The sequence below is a fragment of the Mycobacterium europaeum genome (genome assembly GCF_034555895.2).
In the GTDB taxonomy this organism is placed as follows: domain Bacteria; phylum Actinomycetota; class Actinomycetes; order Mycobacteriales; family Mycobacteriaceae; genus Mycobacterium; species Mycobacterium europaeum.
In genome coordinates, this window is the sequence record NZ_CP157315.1 from 1,175,917 (window position 1) to 1,191,356 (window position 15,440).

General features: G+C 68.4%; 14 protein-coding genes. 5 read left to right on the top strand and 9 right to left on the bottom strand.

Annotated features, from left to right (window positions below):
* Nucleotides 1-199: 199 nt before the first annotated feature.
* Nucleotides 200-1,189 carry an Acg family FMN-binding oxidoreductase gene (locus U8D42_RS05570; protein WP_322859463.1) on the bottom strand — a complete coding sequence of 330 codons (990 nt, stop codon included), beginning with the start codon at nucleotides 1,187-1,189 and terminating at the stop codon, nucleotides 200-202.
* A 562-nt stretch (nucleotides 1,190-1,751) separates the two neighbouring features.
* On the opposite strand from U8D42_RS05570, the gene U8D42_RS05575 reads away from it, so the two are divergent.
* The gene (locus U8D42_RS05575; RefSeq protein ID WP_322858954.1) at nucleotides 1,752-2,099 is read left to right on the top strand and encodes a cupin domain-containing protein; all 348 of its coding nucleotides are present in this window, start codon (nucleotides 1,752-1,754) and stop codon (nucleotides 2,097-2,099) included.
* A 30-nt stretch (nucleotides 2,100-2,129) separates the two neighbouring features.
* Here U8D42_RS05575 and U8D42_RS05580 read toward each other — a convergent pair whose 3' ends face one another.
* The 3 genes from U8D42_RS05580 to U8D42_RS05590 are packed head-to-tail and all read right to left on the bottom strand — an operon-like array spanning nucleotide 2,130 to nucleotide 6,491.
* The gene (locus tag U8D42_RS05580; protein ID WP_322858953.1) at nucleotides 2,130-4,703 is read right to left on the bottom strand and encodes a multicopper oxidase domain-containing protein; all 2,574 of its coding nucleotides are present in this window, start codon (nucleotides 4,701-4,703) and stop codon (nucleotides 2,130-2,132) included.
* The gene (locus tag U8D42_RS05585; protein WP_322858952.1) at nucleotides 4,700-5,791 is read right to left on the bottom strand and encodes a hypothetical protein; all 1,092 of its coding nucleotides are present in this window, start codon (nucleotides 5,789-5,791) and stop codon (nucleotides 4,700-4,702) included. Before U8D42_RS05585 ends, U8D42_RS05580 begins: the two co-directional genes overlap by 4 nt.
* On the bottom strand, nucleotides 5,781-6,491 hold the full coding sequence (locus U8D42_RS05590; protein ID WP_322858951.1) for a helix-turn-helix transcriptional regulator: 711 nt from the start codon (nucleotides 6,489-6,491) through the stop codon (nucleotides 5,781-5,783). Before U8D42_RS05590 ends, U8D42_RS05585 begins: the two co-directional genes overlap by 11 nt.
* Nucleotides 6,492-6,585: 94 nt before the next feature.
* Here U8D42_RS05590 and U8D42_RS05595 point away from each other — a divergent pair, with 94 nt between their 5' ends.
* Nucleotides 6,586-7,353 (top strand): DUF2249 domain-containing protein, encoded by a 768-nt coding sequence (locus U8D42_RS05595; protein ID WP_322858950.1) that lies wholly within the window; start codon nucleotides 6,586-6,588, stop codon nucleotides 7,351-7,353.
* A 73-nt stretch (nucleotides 7,354-7,426) separates the two neighbouring features.
* Here U8D42_RS05595 and U8D42_RS05600 read toward each other — a convergent pair whose 3' ends face one another.
* Nucleotides 7,427-7,618 carry a ferredoxin gene (locus tag U8D42_RS05600; protein WP_322858949.1) on the bottom strand — a complete coding sequence of 64 codons (192 nt, stop codon included), beginning with the start codon at nucleotides 7,616-7,618 and terminating at the stop codon, nucleotides 7,427-7,429.
* A 396-nt stretch (nucleotides 7,619-8,014) separates the two neighbouring features.
* Here U8D42_RS05600 and U8D42_RS05605 point away from each other — a divergent pair, with 396 nt between their 5' ends.
* Nucleotides 8,015-8,767, top strand: a complete 753-nt coding sequence (locus U8D42_RS05605; protein WP_322858948.1) for a helix-turn-helix transcriptional regulator — start codon at nucleotides 8,015-8,017, stop codon at nucleotides 8,765-8,767.
* A gap of 84 nt (nucleotides 8,768-8,851) precedes the next feature.
* On the opposite strand, the gene U8D42_RS05610 is transcribed toward U8D42_RS05605, so the two are convergent.
* From U8D42_RS05610 to U8D42_RS05625, 4 genes are all read right to left on the bottom strand, one after another.
* Nucleotides 8,852-10,099, bottom strand: coding sequence for a hypothetical protein (locus U8D42_RS05610; protein WP_322858947.1), 1,248 nt, complete (start codon nucleotides 10,097-10,099; stop codon nucleotides 8,852-8,854).
* Nucleotides 10,096-11,433, bottom strand: a complete 1,338-nt coding sequence (locus U8D42_RS05615; protein WP_322858946.1) for a hypothetical protein — start codon at nucleotides 11,431-11,433, stop codon at nucleotides 10,096-10,098. The genes U8D42_RS05610 and U8D42_RS05615 overlap by 4 nt, the downstream gene beginning before the upstream one ends.
* A gap of 88 nt (nucleotides 11,434-11,521) precedes the next feature.
* A complete protein-coding gene (locus tag U8D42_RS05620; protein WP_322858945.1) occupies nucleotides 11,522-12,913 on the bottom strand; it encodes a condensation domain-containing protein in 1,392 nt (463 codons plus the stop codon).
* A 524-nt stretch (nucleotides 12,914-13,437) separates the two neighbouring features.
* The gene (locus U8D42_RS05625) at nucleotides 13,438-13,596 is read right to left on the bottom strand and encodes a hypothetical protein (protein ID WP_322858944.1); all 159 of its coding nucleotides are present in this window, start codon (nucleotides 13,594-13,596) and stop codon (nucleotides 13,438-13,440) included.
* A gap of 457 nt (nucleotides 13,597-14,053) precedes the next feature.
* Here U8D42_RS05625 and U8D42_RS05630 point away from each other — a divergent pair, with 457 nt between their 5' ends.
* Together U8D42_RS05630 and U8D42_RS05635 are read left to right on the top strand one after the other, a co-directional pair.
* Complete coding sequence (locus tag U8D42_RS05630) at nucleotides 14,054-14,737, top strand: maleylpyruvate isomerase family mycothiol-dependent enzyme (protein ID WP_348636959.1); 684 nt, start codon at nucleotides 14,054-14,056, stop codon at nucleotides 14,735-14,737.
* An 80-nt stretch (nucleotides 14,738-14,817) separates the two neighbouring features.
* Entirely contained in the window at nucleotides 14,818-15,435 is a 618-nt protein-coding gene (locus U8D42_RS05635; RefSeq protein ID WP_322858942.1) for a TetR/AcrR family transcriptional regulator, read from the top strand.
* The last annotated feature ends 5 nt before the right edge of the window (nucleotides 15,436-15,440 follow it).

Consider the following 15,440-nt stretch of genomic DNA (forward strand, 5'->3'; position numbering starts at 1 on the left):
ACGCTGTGCGCCATGCCACGCAGTCAATACCAAATGGTGACATTAGTCAATGTCAGTTTTGAGGTGATCTGATGCCGACAGCGGCCCCGATCCGAGCCGCCCGGCGGCGGCGTCAGCGTCTACGAGTCCGGTGCTGCCGCACCGCGCGATTCCATCGTCGCTCGCCAATCAGCTTGGCTGTTCGGCGGTTACGCGGCCGTCAGAAGGTTCGACGGGACCACTGCACGACGTCGGAGAGCGCGCGTCGGGGTGTCGGCGGTAAGGGTGCCGCGCTGTCTGGTGCCCAGCCGAGCCGGAGCAGCATCTGGGGATACCCGCCCGCGCCCCACAGCTCGTCGCGGATAGCGTCGCGCGTTTCCGGGATCTCCAGTGGTTCGGTGATCGGACAGGTGGCCAGCCCCATCGCCGTCGCGGTCAGCAGCAGGGCGCTGGTCGCCTCGCCGACCCGCAGCTGACCCAGCCGGTCGTCCCGTTCGTTGCCGAGCATCAGGATGACGGCATTGTCATCGGCGGGTGAGGCGCCCGGGGGCTGCGCCAGGGCCGGCCCCGCGAAGATGCGGCCGGGTACCGGTGCGCCACAATCATGTTGGGTTGTGTTCCGGGCCGGGACACCGGCCCGGGATCCGTATCGCCCGCTCCACCTGGCGAGCTCGACAAGGTAATCGCGGTCGGTCGCGTGGGCCAGTGCGGCTCGCTTGACGATCTCGTGCAGCCTCTGCATGGCATCGACCTTGCGCAGCGTCACTCCCATTGGTGCGGCCACGGCACCCAGCGAGGCGATATCGCTCGCCGTAACCGGCCGAGCGCTGTAGACCCGCCGATCGGTTCGGCGCCGCGGAATTGCCGTCGCCAGCATCATGTCGGTGTGGTCGGGGGTGTGCGGGGACACCTCGATGGCGGCGAGATGGCTCGGGTCGGCCTGATCGGGTAGGCGTTGCACGTCGGCGCGCCAACCCATCGCCGCCAAAGCGATGACGCAATGGTTCAGCGCTGCACCGCAACTCAAGATCAGATCCCGGCCATCCGGGTCGGCGTTGGATAACTGCATGCGTGAATCGGTGTAGAGGTGCAGGCTCGTGCGATCTACTCGCCACCGCCACGGCTGGGTGTTCTCGATGGAAGGTGCCCGGGTGGCCAGGGTGAGGACCGCACCGACGACCTCGTCATCGGGGAAATGCCGGGCCTGCACCGCAACGGGACGACTCGCTGCTCCCGAGTCGGGGAGGGCGACCGCATCGCCGATACCCGACCATGAAGCGCCGCCACTTTCGTGATGATCGTGGTTCTCCCTCGTGTCGAACACGACGGCCTCCGGCTTGCTCTTCGCTCGAGGCCTTGCCGCCCCCGACCGGTCGGTGACTGCCGGCGGTGACCAAGCCGCTTGCGCTGAACCTATTTAAATGAATAATATCCTCTAAATAGGCGGCGGGCAACCGCGAGAAGGCGCTGGGGCGGACGGCCTCAACGGCCGCAAGACGGTCTTGGCGCACCTCGCCGGCCGCTGCAACTCCCGGGCCGGACGGGTGCTCAGTCTGTTTCCCGTGGAATCGAACTAGCGGTGGCGCGTCCGGTGACAATTGGCAAGCGGCGCAGGAAAATTACGTGGTCCTCGAGAATTGTCACTCGTCGTCGGCGTCTCGCCGGAGTTCGGCCGGGCAAAACCCCGCGAGTGCGTTGATTGCCCGCGCCTGCTCCGTCGCCAAGCCGTCGCGGTGCGGCATATGATTTGCGGCGAGGAAGGAGCCTGTCCGATGGATAAGATCTCGCTCACAGCACTCGCGCGCGAGCAGTTGGCGGCCGCGCACCGAGCCGCCAGTGGCCGTAGCGCACACACTGTTTACGGCGGTCACCAGCACACACTGCGGCAAACCATGGTTGCCTTGACCGCCGGAGCGGCGCTGCACGACCACGACAGCCCCGGCGAGGCTACCTTGCACGTATTGGAGGGACGCATCCGGCTGACGGCGCCCGAGACCAGCTGGGACGGCGCCCCGGGCGATCACCTGGTGATCCCGCCCAGCCGGCATGGGGTAGAGGCCGTCAAAGACTCCGTCATCCTGCTCACCGTCGCCAAAAGTGTTGAGCTGAAGCAGGATTGACGGTAGGGGTGATGCTCCCGTTGCGATGGGTTACCGTCCGGCCACCTCGATGATGCCGTGGGCGCCGCGTTCGGCGTCGACCATCGCGTGTGAGACGAACGGGTATCGACCGGGCTGGCCGAACGTCAATTCGACGAACCCGCCTTGGGCCGCAAACAATCCGAGCGTCTGCGCGCCGCCTGTGCCCGGCCCTCCCTTACCTCCCAGGCGGTAGTCACCCTCGGACCATACGGTGTCGAACTGGCCACCGACGACGTGGAACGACGTGCCTCGGTTCGGGCCCGCGGCGAGCACCCAGATGCGAACGCGCTCGCCCACCCGGGCGGCCAACGGCGCATGGTCGTATTGGCGGGCATAGCCGTTGAACACCACGAGGTCGGGCCTGTCCGCGGCGACCTTGTCGGGGTCGGCGTCTTGGCCGGGTGCGCCCAGGTACATCTCGGACTGGACCAGCACATACTCGCGGTCGACGCGCGGCAGGTCCGGAGGGTCGATGATCACCGCCCCGAACATGCCGTTGGCGATGTGCAATGACATCGGCATCGTCGAGCAGTGGTAGAGCCAGATACCCGCCCGCGTCGCGGTGAACCGGTACACCAGGCGCTGGCCGGGTTGGATGGTCCGCATCGGTTCGTCGGGCGCGAGCGCACCCGCGTGGAAGTCGATCGAATGGCCGGTGCCGGCGTCGTTGACGAGGGTGATCTCGAAGACGTCGCCGATCTTGCCCCGCAACGTGGGTCCGGGTGCGGTACCGCCAAACGTCCAGAGCCGCTGCATGATTCCGGGGGAGACCTCCCGCTCGATCTCGGTCACGGGCAGCGTCACGCGGTGCTCGGCCGTTGCCGGGGGCAGCGTGGCGTCGCGCGCGGTGAAGCCGGGAGCGGGATCTGCGCTGAGGCTGCGCGCGATATCGCCGGCGGAGATCGGCGCGGAGTGCATCGGTTCGTGGTGGCCGGGGTGTGTGACGGGGCCGGTCACCCGGACCGAAAACGTCATGCCCATCTGCCGGTGTCCGGCGACCGCGCACCAGCCGTCGAGGTTGGAGCCGATCACCCCGGCATTGAGGACGGCCGACTCGCCCGGCGCGATCCGTCCGGTGCGGGTGCCGTTGGACAGCACCAGGTCGTGTTGGTCGGTGCCGGTGTTGGCCAGGGTGATCTGTAGCCGGTCTCCGGCGGGAACCTCGACCGTGTCCGGTACGAAACGCATGCCCTCGATCCGGACCGACACCGTGGTGGTGTGGCCCGTGGCGGCGACGGCCAGCCGCGGCGAGGTGCCGATTCCCAGCGACGCGGGGTCCGCGGCCACGGCGGCCGCGGTGACCAGCACGACGACCGCGAGTCCGGCGGCGGCGGTGCCGAGCCGTCGCCGCGGTGGTGCCGGCTGTGGTGGGCCCGGAGGAGAGTGTTTGTCGTGATCGCGGTGTGCCCGCCATACCGCCCGAACCAGCAGTGGCAGGAAGGCCGCGAAAGAGACCAGCACCAGCATCGATGCCGCGACGCGCACCAGGCTGGGGGTCGGAAGAACGCAGAGCAGCAGCCCGGCGTTGGCCACGGTGACCCGCCACGGAGCGCCCCGCTCGAGCTCGGCTCCGGCCGCCCGCGTTGCCGCGCGCCCGCCCATCACGACGGGCGCCAGGTAGGTCAGTGACCCGAGTAGTACCTGCACCAGGAAGCCGGCCAGCACCGGCGCGGTGAGTTCGCCGGCCGCCGCGACCGTTGCCGTCCAGGTCGGCGATGTCGCCAGTGCGGCGGAGGCGACGGCCAGCGACCCGATCAGCCAGGCGACGCCGGCCAATACCGACAAGGTTGCAAAGTCGTTGGGTCGCTTGCGGCGGACCTCGTCGAGGTGCGGCCGCAGCACGATCCCGGCGGCGCACAGATAGCCGAGGGCGCCCAGGCCGGCGATCGGGGGCGATCCCGCCACCGCACCACCGGCGGTCAAGGCCAGGGCGGTCAGCAGCGCCGGCAGGCCGTGGCGAGCGGCCACTTCGACTCCGTCGGCCATCCGGGTGCGCAGCATCGTCGGCCACAGCGTGACCAGCGTGCCCAGCACCGTGAGTCCCACCCAGCCGAACAGATTCAGCGCCGCGTGTGCAATGACGAATCGCTCGTGAACATTGCCGGGCAGCGCCGGGTTCGCCATCGCCACCCCGAGTCCCGCGCCGATCGCCAGACACCCCGTCGCGGCGACGTAGTAACGCACGGTGACGCCGAAGCGGGCGGGCAACGCGGTCCGCAGTTGCCGCAGGAGTGTCGCCCCGTGCGCCAGGGCGACGACGCCGACCACGACACCGCCGGCTAATGTCACCGGCCACCATCGGCCCAGCATGCCGGTGACGACCGCGACGGCCCCGGCGTTGAAGGCCGTGAGGCGCAACACTTCCGCCGTCCGTGCCGGATCGGGCGGTCGTCGCAGCAGCGCATCGGCGAAATGCCGGCTCCAGATCAGGATGGCGTTGCCGGCCGCGCCGAGCCCCAAGAGGTGGACCAGTAGCCAGCCGGACAGCGGAAGGAATCGATGCCCGACGGCCACCACGACGAGCGCTGCGAGCCAGGTGAACACGACCGCCCCGACGCGCAGATGCCATCGCGAGCGATTCATGCCGGCACCCGACTGGCTGCGCGCGTCGCCGAATAGCCGGCCACGGCAATGAATCCCAGGACGGCGACGATGTTCAGCACACCGCCCGCCTGGAGTGCCCAGTGGACGCCGCGCGCGTCACCGACCGCCAGCCGCAGCAGCAGCGACAGGTGCAACAGCGCCGCCGGACCGTACATCAAATGGGTATAGGGCAGCGGGCGACGCAACACCGCGGGCAGGATCACGGGCGCGTGCGCCATGATCATCGACAGCACGAAGCCCAGCATCACCGCGTGCACCACCGCGTCATAGCCGGCGCCGGAATACATTTGGCCGATGAGCAGCCAGGTCAACGCCGGCACCAGTAACCACACGTAACCGGCGAGCAGGCACACCGCCATGTATCGGGTCAGGCCCGTCGCGCGCACGGTGTGGCGCGCGACGTCGAACCGGCCGAGCCATGCCACCGTCGCCAGCAGCGCCGCGCCGAGCAACGGGTAGCCGGGTACCGGCCACAACAAGGCGGCGACGGTGCCGGCGACCATCGCCGCCGCGACGGCGATCAGCAGGCTCTCGGCGGGGGTACCGAGCATCGTCACCCGGGCGAGTTCGAGGCGCTCCCCGACGATCGTGAGGATGAGGAAACCCGACAGCCAGGGCAACAGGTTGGGAACCGGCACGCCGCCCAGCCACAACAGCGCCGCGCCGGTCGCCAACACCGCGCCGGCCGCCTGGACCACAATCGCGACGTCGGCAGATCGCCGCCACAGCGACACGTATACGGCGACCGGCGTCGCGGAGCCGGCGAGTAGCAGCGCCCCGCCAAGGTTTCGGGGCGCCGGTCCGACCAGCAGCACCGCGCCGGCGCCGAGGAATGCCGGGCCCAGGTAGGCCCACCACCGGTGTGCCGCCACGGCTCGCTCCAGCGCGACCACGGTGCCGACGAACCCGAGCACCAGCAGCACGCCGTGCACTTCGGCCAGCCGTGCCGTCGTAATCGGCGCGGGCACACCGAGCAGCGCCAGCGCCGCATCGAGTCCGGCCAACAGCGCGAACCCGCCGGGCACCAGCAGCAGCGCCCGGGGTGGGATCCGTCGGTCAGTCGCCATGTCGCACAACGGGATCGGGCAGGAACAGCCGGCAGGCGCCGGGTTCGGCGAACGGAACGAGATCGAGTCCCCGGGCGCTGGGGGCGCCGAGGCGCTCCAGCATTCCCGCGACGATGCCGAGGTGGACCTGACAGACGACGGTGGGGTACCGGCGGGCCGCGTCGAGCAGCGGGCAGCGGCGCAGCGCGATGCCGCGGCTGGCTGCGGGCGCGTCGGGTTCGTCGTCCGGTGCGAAGCCCAGGCGCGCCAGCGCCCCGACCACGGACTGCCGCGGATCGCCGGCGGCCCGGCTGCGTTCATCGATGAGCTCACGTCCCCATTCGACTCCGGCGGCCCGCGCATCGCGCTCGGGGCGCGCGCTGGTGCGCGCCAGGTGGCCGGCCAGCGCGGTCGCGAGACCCGCGTAATCGCGGACCGCGACCGCGGGGTCGGCGGCCGAGACGCGATACACCGTGGCCGGACGTCCGCGTCCGACAGCGCTCGCCGTGGAGCGCTCCACGAGCCCGAGCCCCACGACCGCGTCGAGGTGTTCGCGAACGGTGTTGGGGTGCAGGTCAAGTGCGGTGGCCGCGTCGGCGACCCGGACGGGTGAGTGCGCGCGCACGTACTCGAGCACCCGCAGCCGCTGCCCGGACAGCGGCACCGGCGAGCGGAGCACCGGCGTCGGTTTGGGACCCAGAACGGCGAGGTCTTTTTTCACGGAATTTAGTGTAGTAAATTGGCGGTGATGCACATAGGGCAATGGGTCACATTCGCTCAGCGGAGCGTTCGGACTCCAAGGGAAGGGAACCAACATGTCAGCCAACGATGTGATCGTCGCGTCCACAGCGGCTGACGCCGAGGCCGTCGAAGCCATCAAGGCGCATCATGCGCAGCTCGCGGGGCGCCTTGCGGTGCTCACCGATGCGATGCTGTGGGCGGTCGAGCGCGGTGCGGACTTCGAGCCGGCGCGAGCCGCGGCCCTGGTCTTCCTGACCGGCGAGCTGCTGCCGCACGCCGCCGCCGAAGAGAAGAGCCTGTACCCGGCAGCCACGCGCATCGAGCGCGCGCGTCCGCTGGTCGAATCGATGATCGCGGTGCACCGCATCATCGGCGCACTCGTCGAGCGCATCCGCATAGAGCCACCGCTGCGCGCGGCCGTGTCCGGCCACGCCCTGCGGGTGCTGTTCGATGCGCACCTAACCGACGAGAACGAGCGGATCCTGCCGATCGTCGCCGGCGATCCGGAGGTCTCGCTGGTCGAAGTGACCGACGGCATGCACGAACTCCTCGGTCATCACCACGCCACCAACGGCGCCGAGCCGTCACACAGTTGCGGTTGTGGCGAAGCCGATGCCGACGATCCCGTGCTCGACGTCCGCGACGTGCCGCACTCGATACGGCATGCCACGGTGTTCGGTGCGTTCGACGCCGTTCCGGACGGCGGCACACTGGTGCTGGTGGCTCCCCATGACCCGATTCCCCTGCTGCGTCAACTCGACCACCGCGCTTCCGGCGGGCTCGAGGTCGAGTATGAGCACCGCGGGCCGGAAGCCTGGCGGCTGCGGCTGACCAAGCGGTAGGCGGGCGCTACTCGGGCCGGCAGCCCGAAATCCGCTGTGGCGAGGCAGGTTTGATTCGGGCGTCAGCCGAATATTAGTCTTCGCGGAATAGCGCCGCGCGGGGGCACGCTTCGATGGCCTGCTCGACAAGCGTCTCCTGCTCGGCGGGGACAGGGTCGGCGATCACGACGGCGTATTCGTCGTCGTCGAGTTGGAAAACCTTCGGGGCGATATTCACGCAGAAGGCGTTGCCCTCACAGCGATCACGGTCTACCACGACGCGCATGGGAATCCTCCTTCAGTCCGACTCGGGTCGTCGTATGGGCCGGATGAGCGATGGTCCACGGGCTGAACGGCTTACGCGTTCGCCTGCTGGCACACCCATCCATCGGGCAGGCCCGTTCCGCCATGCTCATACTCCTTGACCCCTTTCCGGGAGCGTTCAGGTTTTCACAGTACCAATTGTGTAAACCCTAGACGGCGCCACGGGCATTGGCCAGAGCGATTGCCGAAAGCGCGTACCCAGGCCAAGCCGCCGTCGCGAACCGTTGGTCCACGGCCGCAACCGATACCGTCTGCTGCCGCAATCGTTCGTCACGGAGTCGGCGCGGCAGCGAGTGCTATTATTAATGAATAACATCCTCTAAATTGCTGTACGGCAACCGGACGAGAGGGCGTAAGGGTGGGCGAGCGACGCGAGGTCGAGGCCGGACGGCCGCACCGAGCGGGGCGCAACCGGCAGCGCGAACGAGTCCTGGAGTTGGTGCGTCAGCACGATGAACCGGTCGACGCGACCGAACTCGCCGATCGGCTGGGACTGCACGCGACGACGGTCCGTTTCCACCTTGACGCGTTGTGCGGCGAGGGGCTTGTCGAGCGCACCCGGATCACGCGGTCCGGTGTGGGCCGTCCCCGCACCGGCTACCGTGCGGTGCGCGGGCGGCTGGACTACCGAATCCTGGCGGAGATTCTGGCGTTCGAGCTGGGGGATACCGCCGAGAAGCGCCGCAGCCGCGCCGAAGCCGCCGGGTGGCGCTGGGCTGGGCGGATCGCGGACGGCGTCCCGCAGGAAGAACATGCCGCGGAGCAAAGTGTTCCCGACGACGCTGAACCCCGCAAGGTCCTCGGGGCGCGATCGGCGATGATCAAGACGGTGTTCGACCGGATGGGGTTCGGTCCCGAGTTGGTCTCGGCCGAGGAGTCCGCGCCCGGTAACCAGTCGACCATTCGCCTGCACAGCTGCCCGGTCCGGGACCTTGCCCGCGATCGCCCGGAGGTCGTGTGCGCGCTGCATCGGGGGCTGCTGCGGGGCCTGGTCGCGAATTCGGCGGCAGGAAAGGGTAGTTCGGCTGGCTCGGGACGGCGGATGGATGCCGAGCTGCAGCCGTTCGTCGAACCCGAATTGTGTTTAGCCAGGGTGGTCGCGCGCGACTGAGCTAGCTGCGCCCGCGGGCCCAGTGGTCTGGCCGCCCGCGCGGATTTTGGGGCGCGGTGCGCCGCTGCTATGGCCCGGTGATGGTCAGCTCATCCGTGGTCCGCCGAAGCCCGGAACCGTGCCGACCGGGATCACGGCGAGCGCGATGGCGAGAAGAACGAACGAGCGCAACGCTTTCGGCGAGGGTTCCTGTTCGATCTCCGGCCGGCGTGCCGCGAAGAGGATGAACACCACCCCGACATCGAACGCCACGACCGTGAGCCAGCGGGTCCAGTCGTAGCCGGTCAGGAAAACCGGGCCGACCGACAGCAGCGCGGCGATGACCCAGGCGATCCGCCCGCGCAGCGCCGCGGCGAACGCGTGCAGCGGCACGCCCGAAGCGGCGCCGAGGCCCCACATCGTCGCCACGACGGCAGCCGCACCGAACAGCGCGGACATGGCCAGGCCGACTATTCCGATGTGACCGACGGTCCGGATGGCATCGCCGATTCCGCTGTCGTAGTTCGGCATCACATTGCGGCACACCCAGTCGTGGTAATCGGTCTGCCTCGTCCGTCCGTCGATGATGTAGCGCAGCAACGTGGTCGGCGACGTCACCGTGGCGAACGGGTTGGGCATCAGGTGATGGGGAACCGACCCGCACAGTTGCGCCCCGACGTCATGGCGTCCGAAGACCGCCACGGCGACCGACGTGACGACGCCGGGCACCACCGCCAGCAGCGCGCCCAGCCCCCGTTTCAGGGCGCCGCCCAGGACGATGACCGCCAGCACGGCGCCCAACGCGAATTGCAAACCTACCGCCTCGTGCACGAGCGTCAACGCCGCGGTCGCCGCGCCGTAGGCCGCGCACCACGCCGTCGCCACGGCGCGCGAACGTGCGACCAGCAGCGCGCAGGAAAACAGCGCCAGGGCCGCCGCACCGAACAGGTCCGGCCGGGCCGAATAGGCCGCAAACGGGATACCGAAGGGCAGCAACGGAATCAGCATGACGACCAGCAACCTGCGCCCGGACCAAGCTCGACCGGCGAGCACCACGCCCGCGACCGTCGCCAGAGCGCACAGGTACACCGCCGTCGACAGCCACCGCAGGCCCAGCGCGACCGCGAAGTAATGGCCCGGCGCCGCCCGCACCAGCTCGCCGGCGAGCCCCCGGCGCACGAAGCCGTGTGCGTAATCGGCCGCGTAGTAGGACATCCAGTACACGTCGAGCGGAACGACCTTGATGGCGAACCACAGCACCGCCACCGCCCAGGCCGCGATCCCGGCGCCGATACCCACGTACCTGAGGCGGGACGCGTGTTCGTCCGGCCCGAGGTCGACGTTCGCCGTCAAACCCGCCCCTCGTAGCCGGTGGTGGCGGACAGCCGCAGATCGGCCAGGGCGCTGCACGCGATCTCTCGGATGTTCGCCGCGCCGTTGCCAGTGTCGCCGCGGCCCGCGATGACGTTGAGAAACCGGCTGCCGTTGATTGTTCCCGTGCTGCAGAACAATTGGCCTTGCGTGTGCTCGACGCGGCCGGGGGTGATGCCCTGTTCGGCCAGGCGGATGCAGACCTCGGCGGCGTCCTCACCGTCGATGCGGCCAACGGCGGCGTCGAGGCTTCCGAGGTTGGAACAGCCGACCGGAAGCCGGCCGGTCGACATCGCAACCCCTTCGGCGGCCCGGACCAGCCGGCGCGGGGTGTACGGGACGAGCGGCAACGCCGCGAGCATCTCGTTGGGTTGCCGTTGCAGCGACGTCAGCAGCCGTTTCATTTCCGCACGCGCGCAGCTCAAGTCGTGGGTCACCGCCGTTGCGTCAACGGCGAAGGTGATCGAGGTCAGTGCGTTGGCGCGGTCGTCGTTGCCGGTGCGGTCGCTGACCGGGAGCACGACCGTCACCGACTTTCCCTCGGGGAGCACCCTGCCCATCCGGTGGGCCAGGCGGGCCGCGAACGCGACGAAGAGGGTGTTGGCGCTTCCGTTCAGACTGCGCGCTCGCGCATCCCACGCCGCGGCGTCGGTTTGCAACGTCACCGACTCCAGTGCCGTGCGGTCCTCGTCAGCGGGGGACAATGAGCCGGGCCGCCGCTCCCCACGGGGGCCTGCCGGGTTGTTGAGCATGATGACCAGCGTCGCGATCAGCGCACGGATGGCCGCCGGCAGGCCGCGTACGGCATCGGTCAGGTCCGCGGAAACGGCGCGCAGCCGGCCCCGCGAATGCGGCTGCGGGTAGCCGAAATCGCGTGTCTCCCCTTTGACCGCTTCGGTTACTGCCGTGATGAGCCCGAGTCCGTCGACGACGCAATGTGATGCCACCAAGGTGACGGCCGCACCGCCGTCGTCCAACGGCAAGAGGCCCAGGTGAAACACCGGCCCGCACTCGGGATCGACGCGAACCTGTGCGCGCCTTTCGACCCACGCGCCGATCTGCGACCGCGGTTGTCGTGGTTCCAGCGCGATGTCGGGTGAGCGGTTGTCGAGCACCCAGCGATGACGCCCGAACGGCACCGGCGAACGCTCGATGCGGCGGCCGAGCAGACCGGCACCGAGATCGTCGTTGAAGCTTCTCAGCGCATCGAGGTGCACGTCGCGGTCGTACACCCAGGTGCACTGCACCGTACTGCCTTGACCGGTGGCCCGCAGCCGCAAGAAGGCGGCCTGGTCCAGAAACGCCAGCCTGGTCATCGGCGCCCCGCTTCGACCGCTCGAGGCCGGCCCGCGAATGCCGCTGCGCCTTCGGCGCCGAGACCTCCGGCAGGAGAACGGAACTGCATCAGGCGTCGTCGTGCAGCCCGGCGTCCGCTACCCGCCTGAACTCGGCACGTATGGTCTCGACGTAGCGCAGGACGGACGTGCGGGCGACGTCGGTGCCCGGGTAGGCGACCACCAACTGCGTTCCGTCGTGCATGCGGTTGACCCACATACACACCGTCTCCGACAGCCGGTTGTCACCCCAGATCCCCGCCCGCAGGCCGTCGAAGTAGTCGCCGAACGGGAGCTTGCGGATGTCGATGTAGGACAGCATCGGGACCGGCCGGTCCGGAACCTCCAGACGGCCCCACGAGGCATCCGCCATCTCCAGCAAGTGGTAATAGGGCACGGTGCCGAGGGCCGTGTTCGCGTCGAACGATGCCTGGGCGGCGCTGACCACCTCGGCGAAGGAGGCGCCCGCCGTCGGGATCGCCAACGGGACGAAGCTGGCCAACCAACCCACCGTGGTGGCGTGGGCGGGGTCTCGCCGGTTGTCGAAGGGCGTGAGTCCGAAGTACGTGGGCGCGCCGGTCAACCGATGTTCGGCGAGCGCAGCGCAGGCGAACACGCCACCGCTGAACCGTGCTCCCGCGGCGCGGCACGTCGCCTCGAAACGTCGGGCCTGGTCGCCATCGATCAGGTCGAACACGTCGATGGCCCCCGGCGTATCCGCGGAAGCCTCGCCCAGTTCGAGCGGGAACCTCGGCAGCACACCGTTGTTGGCGTCGAGAAAGGAGCGCCAGCGCCGGATTTCGGGTGAATCCTCGTCGAGGGCGGCGGTGTGGGCACGCTGCTTTGCGCTGTATTCGCGGTGACTGGGTGCCGGTGGCAGCGCGGCTTGCCCCTGCTGCAGCGCGGTGAAATACGCCGTCTGGATGTCCAGGAAGATCACACCGGCCGACATGCCGTCGGCGCGGAGGTGGTCGACGGCGATGTAGATCGTGAAACGGTCCTCGCCCTGGATGATTCCGAAGCTGAAGCAATCCCATTGCAGCGGATCGGGCGTGTCCAGGATCAGTTTGCGGATCTCGAGAGGAGCCATTTGTCCGAGATCCGTTGGCGCCAGGGCGATGTTCTCCGGGTCGGCGATTACGTAGCGGAGGATGTCGTCCTTGCCGCGGAGGGCAAACCAGTCGTGGTAGGCGTCATGGCGCCGCACATGGCTATTCAGCGCCTGCGTCATGGCATCGATATCGCAGACACCTCTGATCTCCCAGGCCCCGATGCACAACCGCGGGATGTCACGGCCGAGGCTGACCTGGCGCCGGTAATACCGAAGATGCTGCGACTGCTGGTAACTGACCGGGGCGGAATGATATTGCGCTTCGGCGGCGCGCGCGTAAGTGTCCGCGGTGGGATACCAGGACACCACGGCGCCCTCGGCCGTCCAGTCGTCCACCGTGCCCAGGAACATGCGCTGACCCTTCTTCGTCAGTTGACGGCGTCAATTCCAAACGGCCTTGACGCAATTGCGCAGATGTTGCTGAACGACGTTGTCCTCGCCGCGGTTCGAGCCGATGCCCCCGCATGCTGGCGTAACCATAATGGGCCCCCTTGAACTCGGCAATCCGAGAGGATCTCTGAGCATCCGCCCAATTGCCGTCGTCTTTGCCGCACGCGGTAACAACAACGCGAATGCGCTGAATTCGCGCGCGGTCGATCCCCAAAACAGTGCTCTGACAAGCCTTTATCTCGGCGTCACGACCCGTTCGGTCGATGCCTCCCCGATATCGAGCGCTACCTCGATAAGCCATTCGTGCCGCTGGTGGGCCTGCGGAACGACGCCTCGATCACCGTATCCTAGGAACGGTTAGGGCGGAATAGTACCAGCCAAACTTTTTTGGCGCGCTTCGGCGGCCAAACGCTCAACCCGCCTCGACTTGGTCAGGGGGATATCCGGCGCTGTCGCCCCTGTCCGCGCGCGCTCAATCGCCGAAGTCAGGTAATGCCGACCGCCATTCGCTGACGCATGCGGATTGTTTCGCGTTGTGTGGCAGCGTGTTTCAGCGGACCTTCTTTCGATGCGCATTGTTGACGATGGAGATCCTGGAATGGGCTTTTGCTCAGCACCTCCCACTTCAGGTCGATGGCGCTCAATCGGAGCGCCGCCGGTTATGGGTATCCGGTCGTGGTGTGATCCTCACCACGTCTTCACCGGGAGTCAGACGTCGCTTGCGGCAACGCCTTTGGCCCTATTCGCCTGGCGTGCCGGCCGAAACGGCGCGAAAGTGCCGGAATGCTCGGCGAACTGGCTTGACATCGCGCCGATGAAGCGCTGCCGCTCCCGGAATTCGGCCAACGGTGAGGGCGCCACCGTCGCGGCGGCCAGTGACCCGGACCTGTGCCAGTTGTGGCGGTGTGGCAACCCGCGCCGTGGTGGTGCGGCAGGCAAGGCTCCCCTGGACCGGGGCCGGCCAGCCAGGATCACTTGACAACATACATACAGTAGGTATGTTAATACATATCGTATGTATCAAGGAGGTGAAGGTTCATGAGTGCCACGCTCGAAGCCATCGCGGCGGAACGCGCAATCGTGCTGGACGTGTGTTCCCGCCTGCCCGACGCGACTTGGGCGACCGAGAGCGGATGTCCGGGTTGGACTGTCCAGGACCTGGTATCGCACATGGCATGTAGCTACTGGTTGGCGGTCGACCCGTCGACGCTGCCTGACCCCGGTGGCCTGCCCGCCGAGCGCGCCGCGGACCTTTACGTCGCGTCGCGTCGCTCCATGACCCCGGCGGAAGTGCTCGCCGACTACGAGTCCGTCAGCGCGCGGGGTCTGGACGTGCTGGCCGCGGTCGAGGGCCAAGACGTCGACATACCGATAGGCGACGTCGGAACATATCCGGCCTCGGTCGTGCCCACGACCTTTGTCTTCGAGACCTTCGTGCACCTTCGCTACGACTTGTTCACTCCGGACGGTCCGTTGCGGTCGGATCCGCCGCCCGTCGACGAACTCCGGCTTGCGCCGACGCTGGACTGGATCGAGGCGGCGCTGCCGCAGCAGAACTCCCAGCTGCTCAACGGTTTACGCGGCGGTGTCGAGATCCGCCTCGACGGGATGTGCGCGCGGACGCTGCACCTCGGTGCCCCGGGGGATCCGGCCGCGGAGATCGCGAGCGATTCGCAGGCGTTCGTGCGGTGGGTCACCCAGCGCGGCACCTGGGAAGGACTTGGCGTTCAGGCCGAGGGTGACCCGTCGGCCCTGGACATCGTCCACCGGTTCCGGGTGTTCTGAACGACGCCGCGGCCGACCGTCCCGCGACTTTCACGCGGTGTGTATGACAATGCATACGGACGTGTGAAAGTGAGGGTGGCATGGCGCAAGACGGTCGCCGCACGCAGGCCGAGCGTGCCGCCGACACCCGGGGTGCGTTGATCAGCGCCGCCCGGCCCCTGTTCGCCGCGCGGGGATTCGCGGAGGTATCCCTGGAGACGATCGTGCGCGACGCGGGGGTGACGCGCGGCGCGTTGTACCACCACTTCGCCGACAAGACGGAGCTGTTCGCGGCGGTGTTCGAGCAGGTGGAGGGTGAGATGGCCGCCCGGATGGGGGAGGCCGTCGCGGCGGCGGGGCACTCCGATCCGGTCGAGATCATGCGGCTGTGCGCCGGCCTGTGGCTGGATGCGTGCGCCGAACCCGAGGTTCAGCGCATCGTCTTGCTGGAGGCGCTGGCGGTGTTGGGATGGGAACGCTGGAGCGATATCGGGCACCGATACAACATCGGCTTCGTGACGGCGCTGCTGACCGACGCCATTGAGTCCGGCAGCATCCCGCCCCAACCCGTGGAGGCAACGGCCCTCACGGTCATGGGGGCGCTGCGCGAGGCAACGCTCTACATCGCCCGCGCGGACGATCAGCGCCGGGCGCGCGCCGACGCCGGCGCCGTGATGGACCGGCTCCTCAATGCGTTGCGCGCCAAGGAGCCCGGCTGAACCTC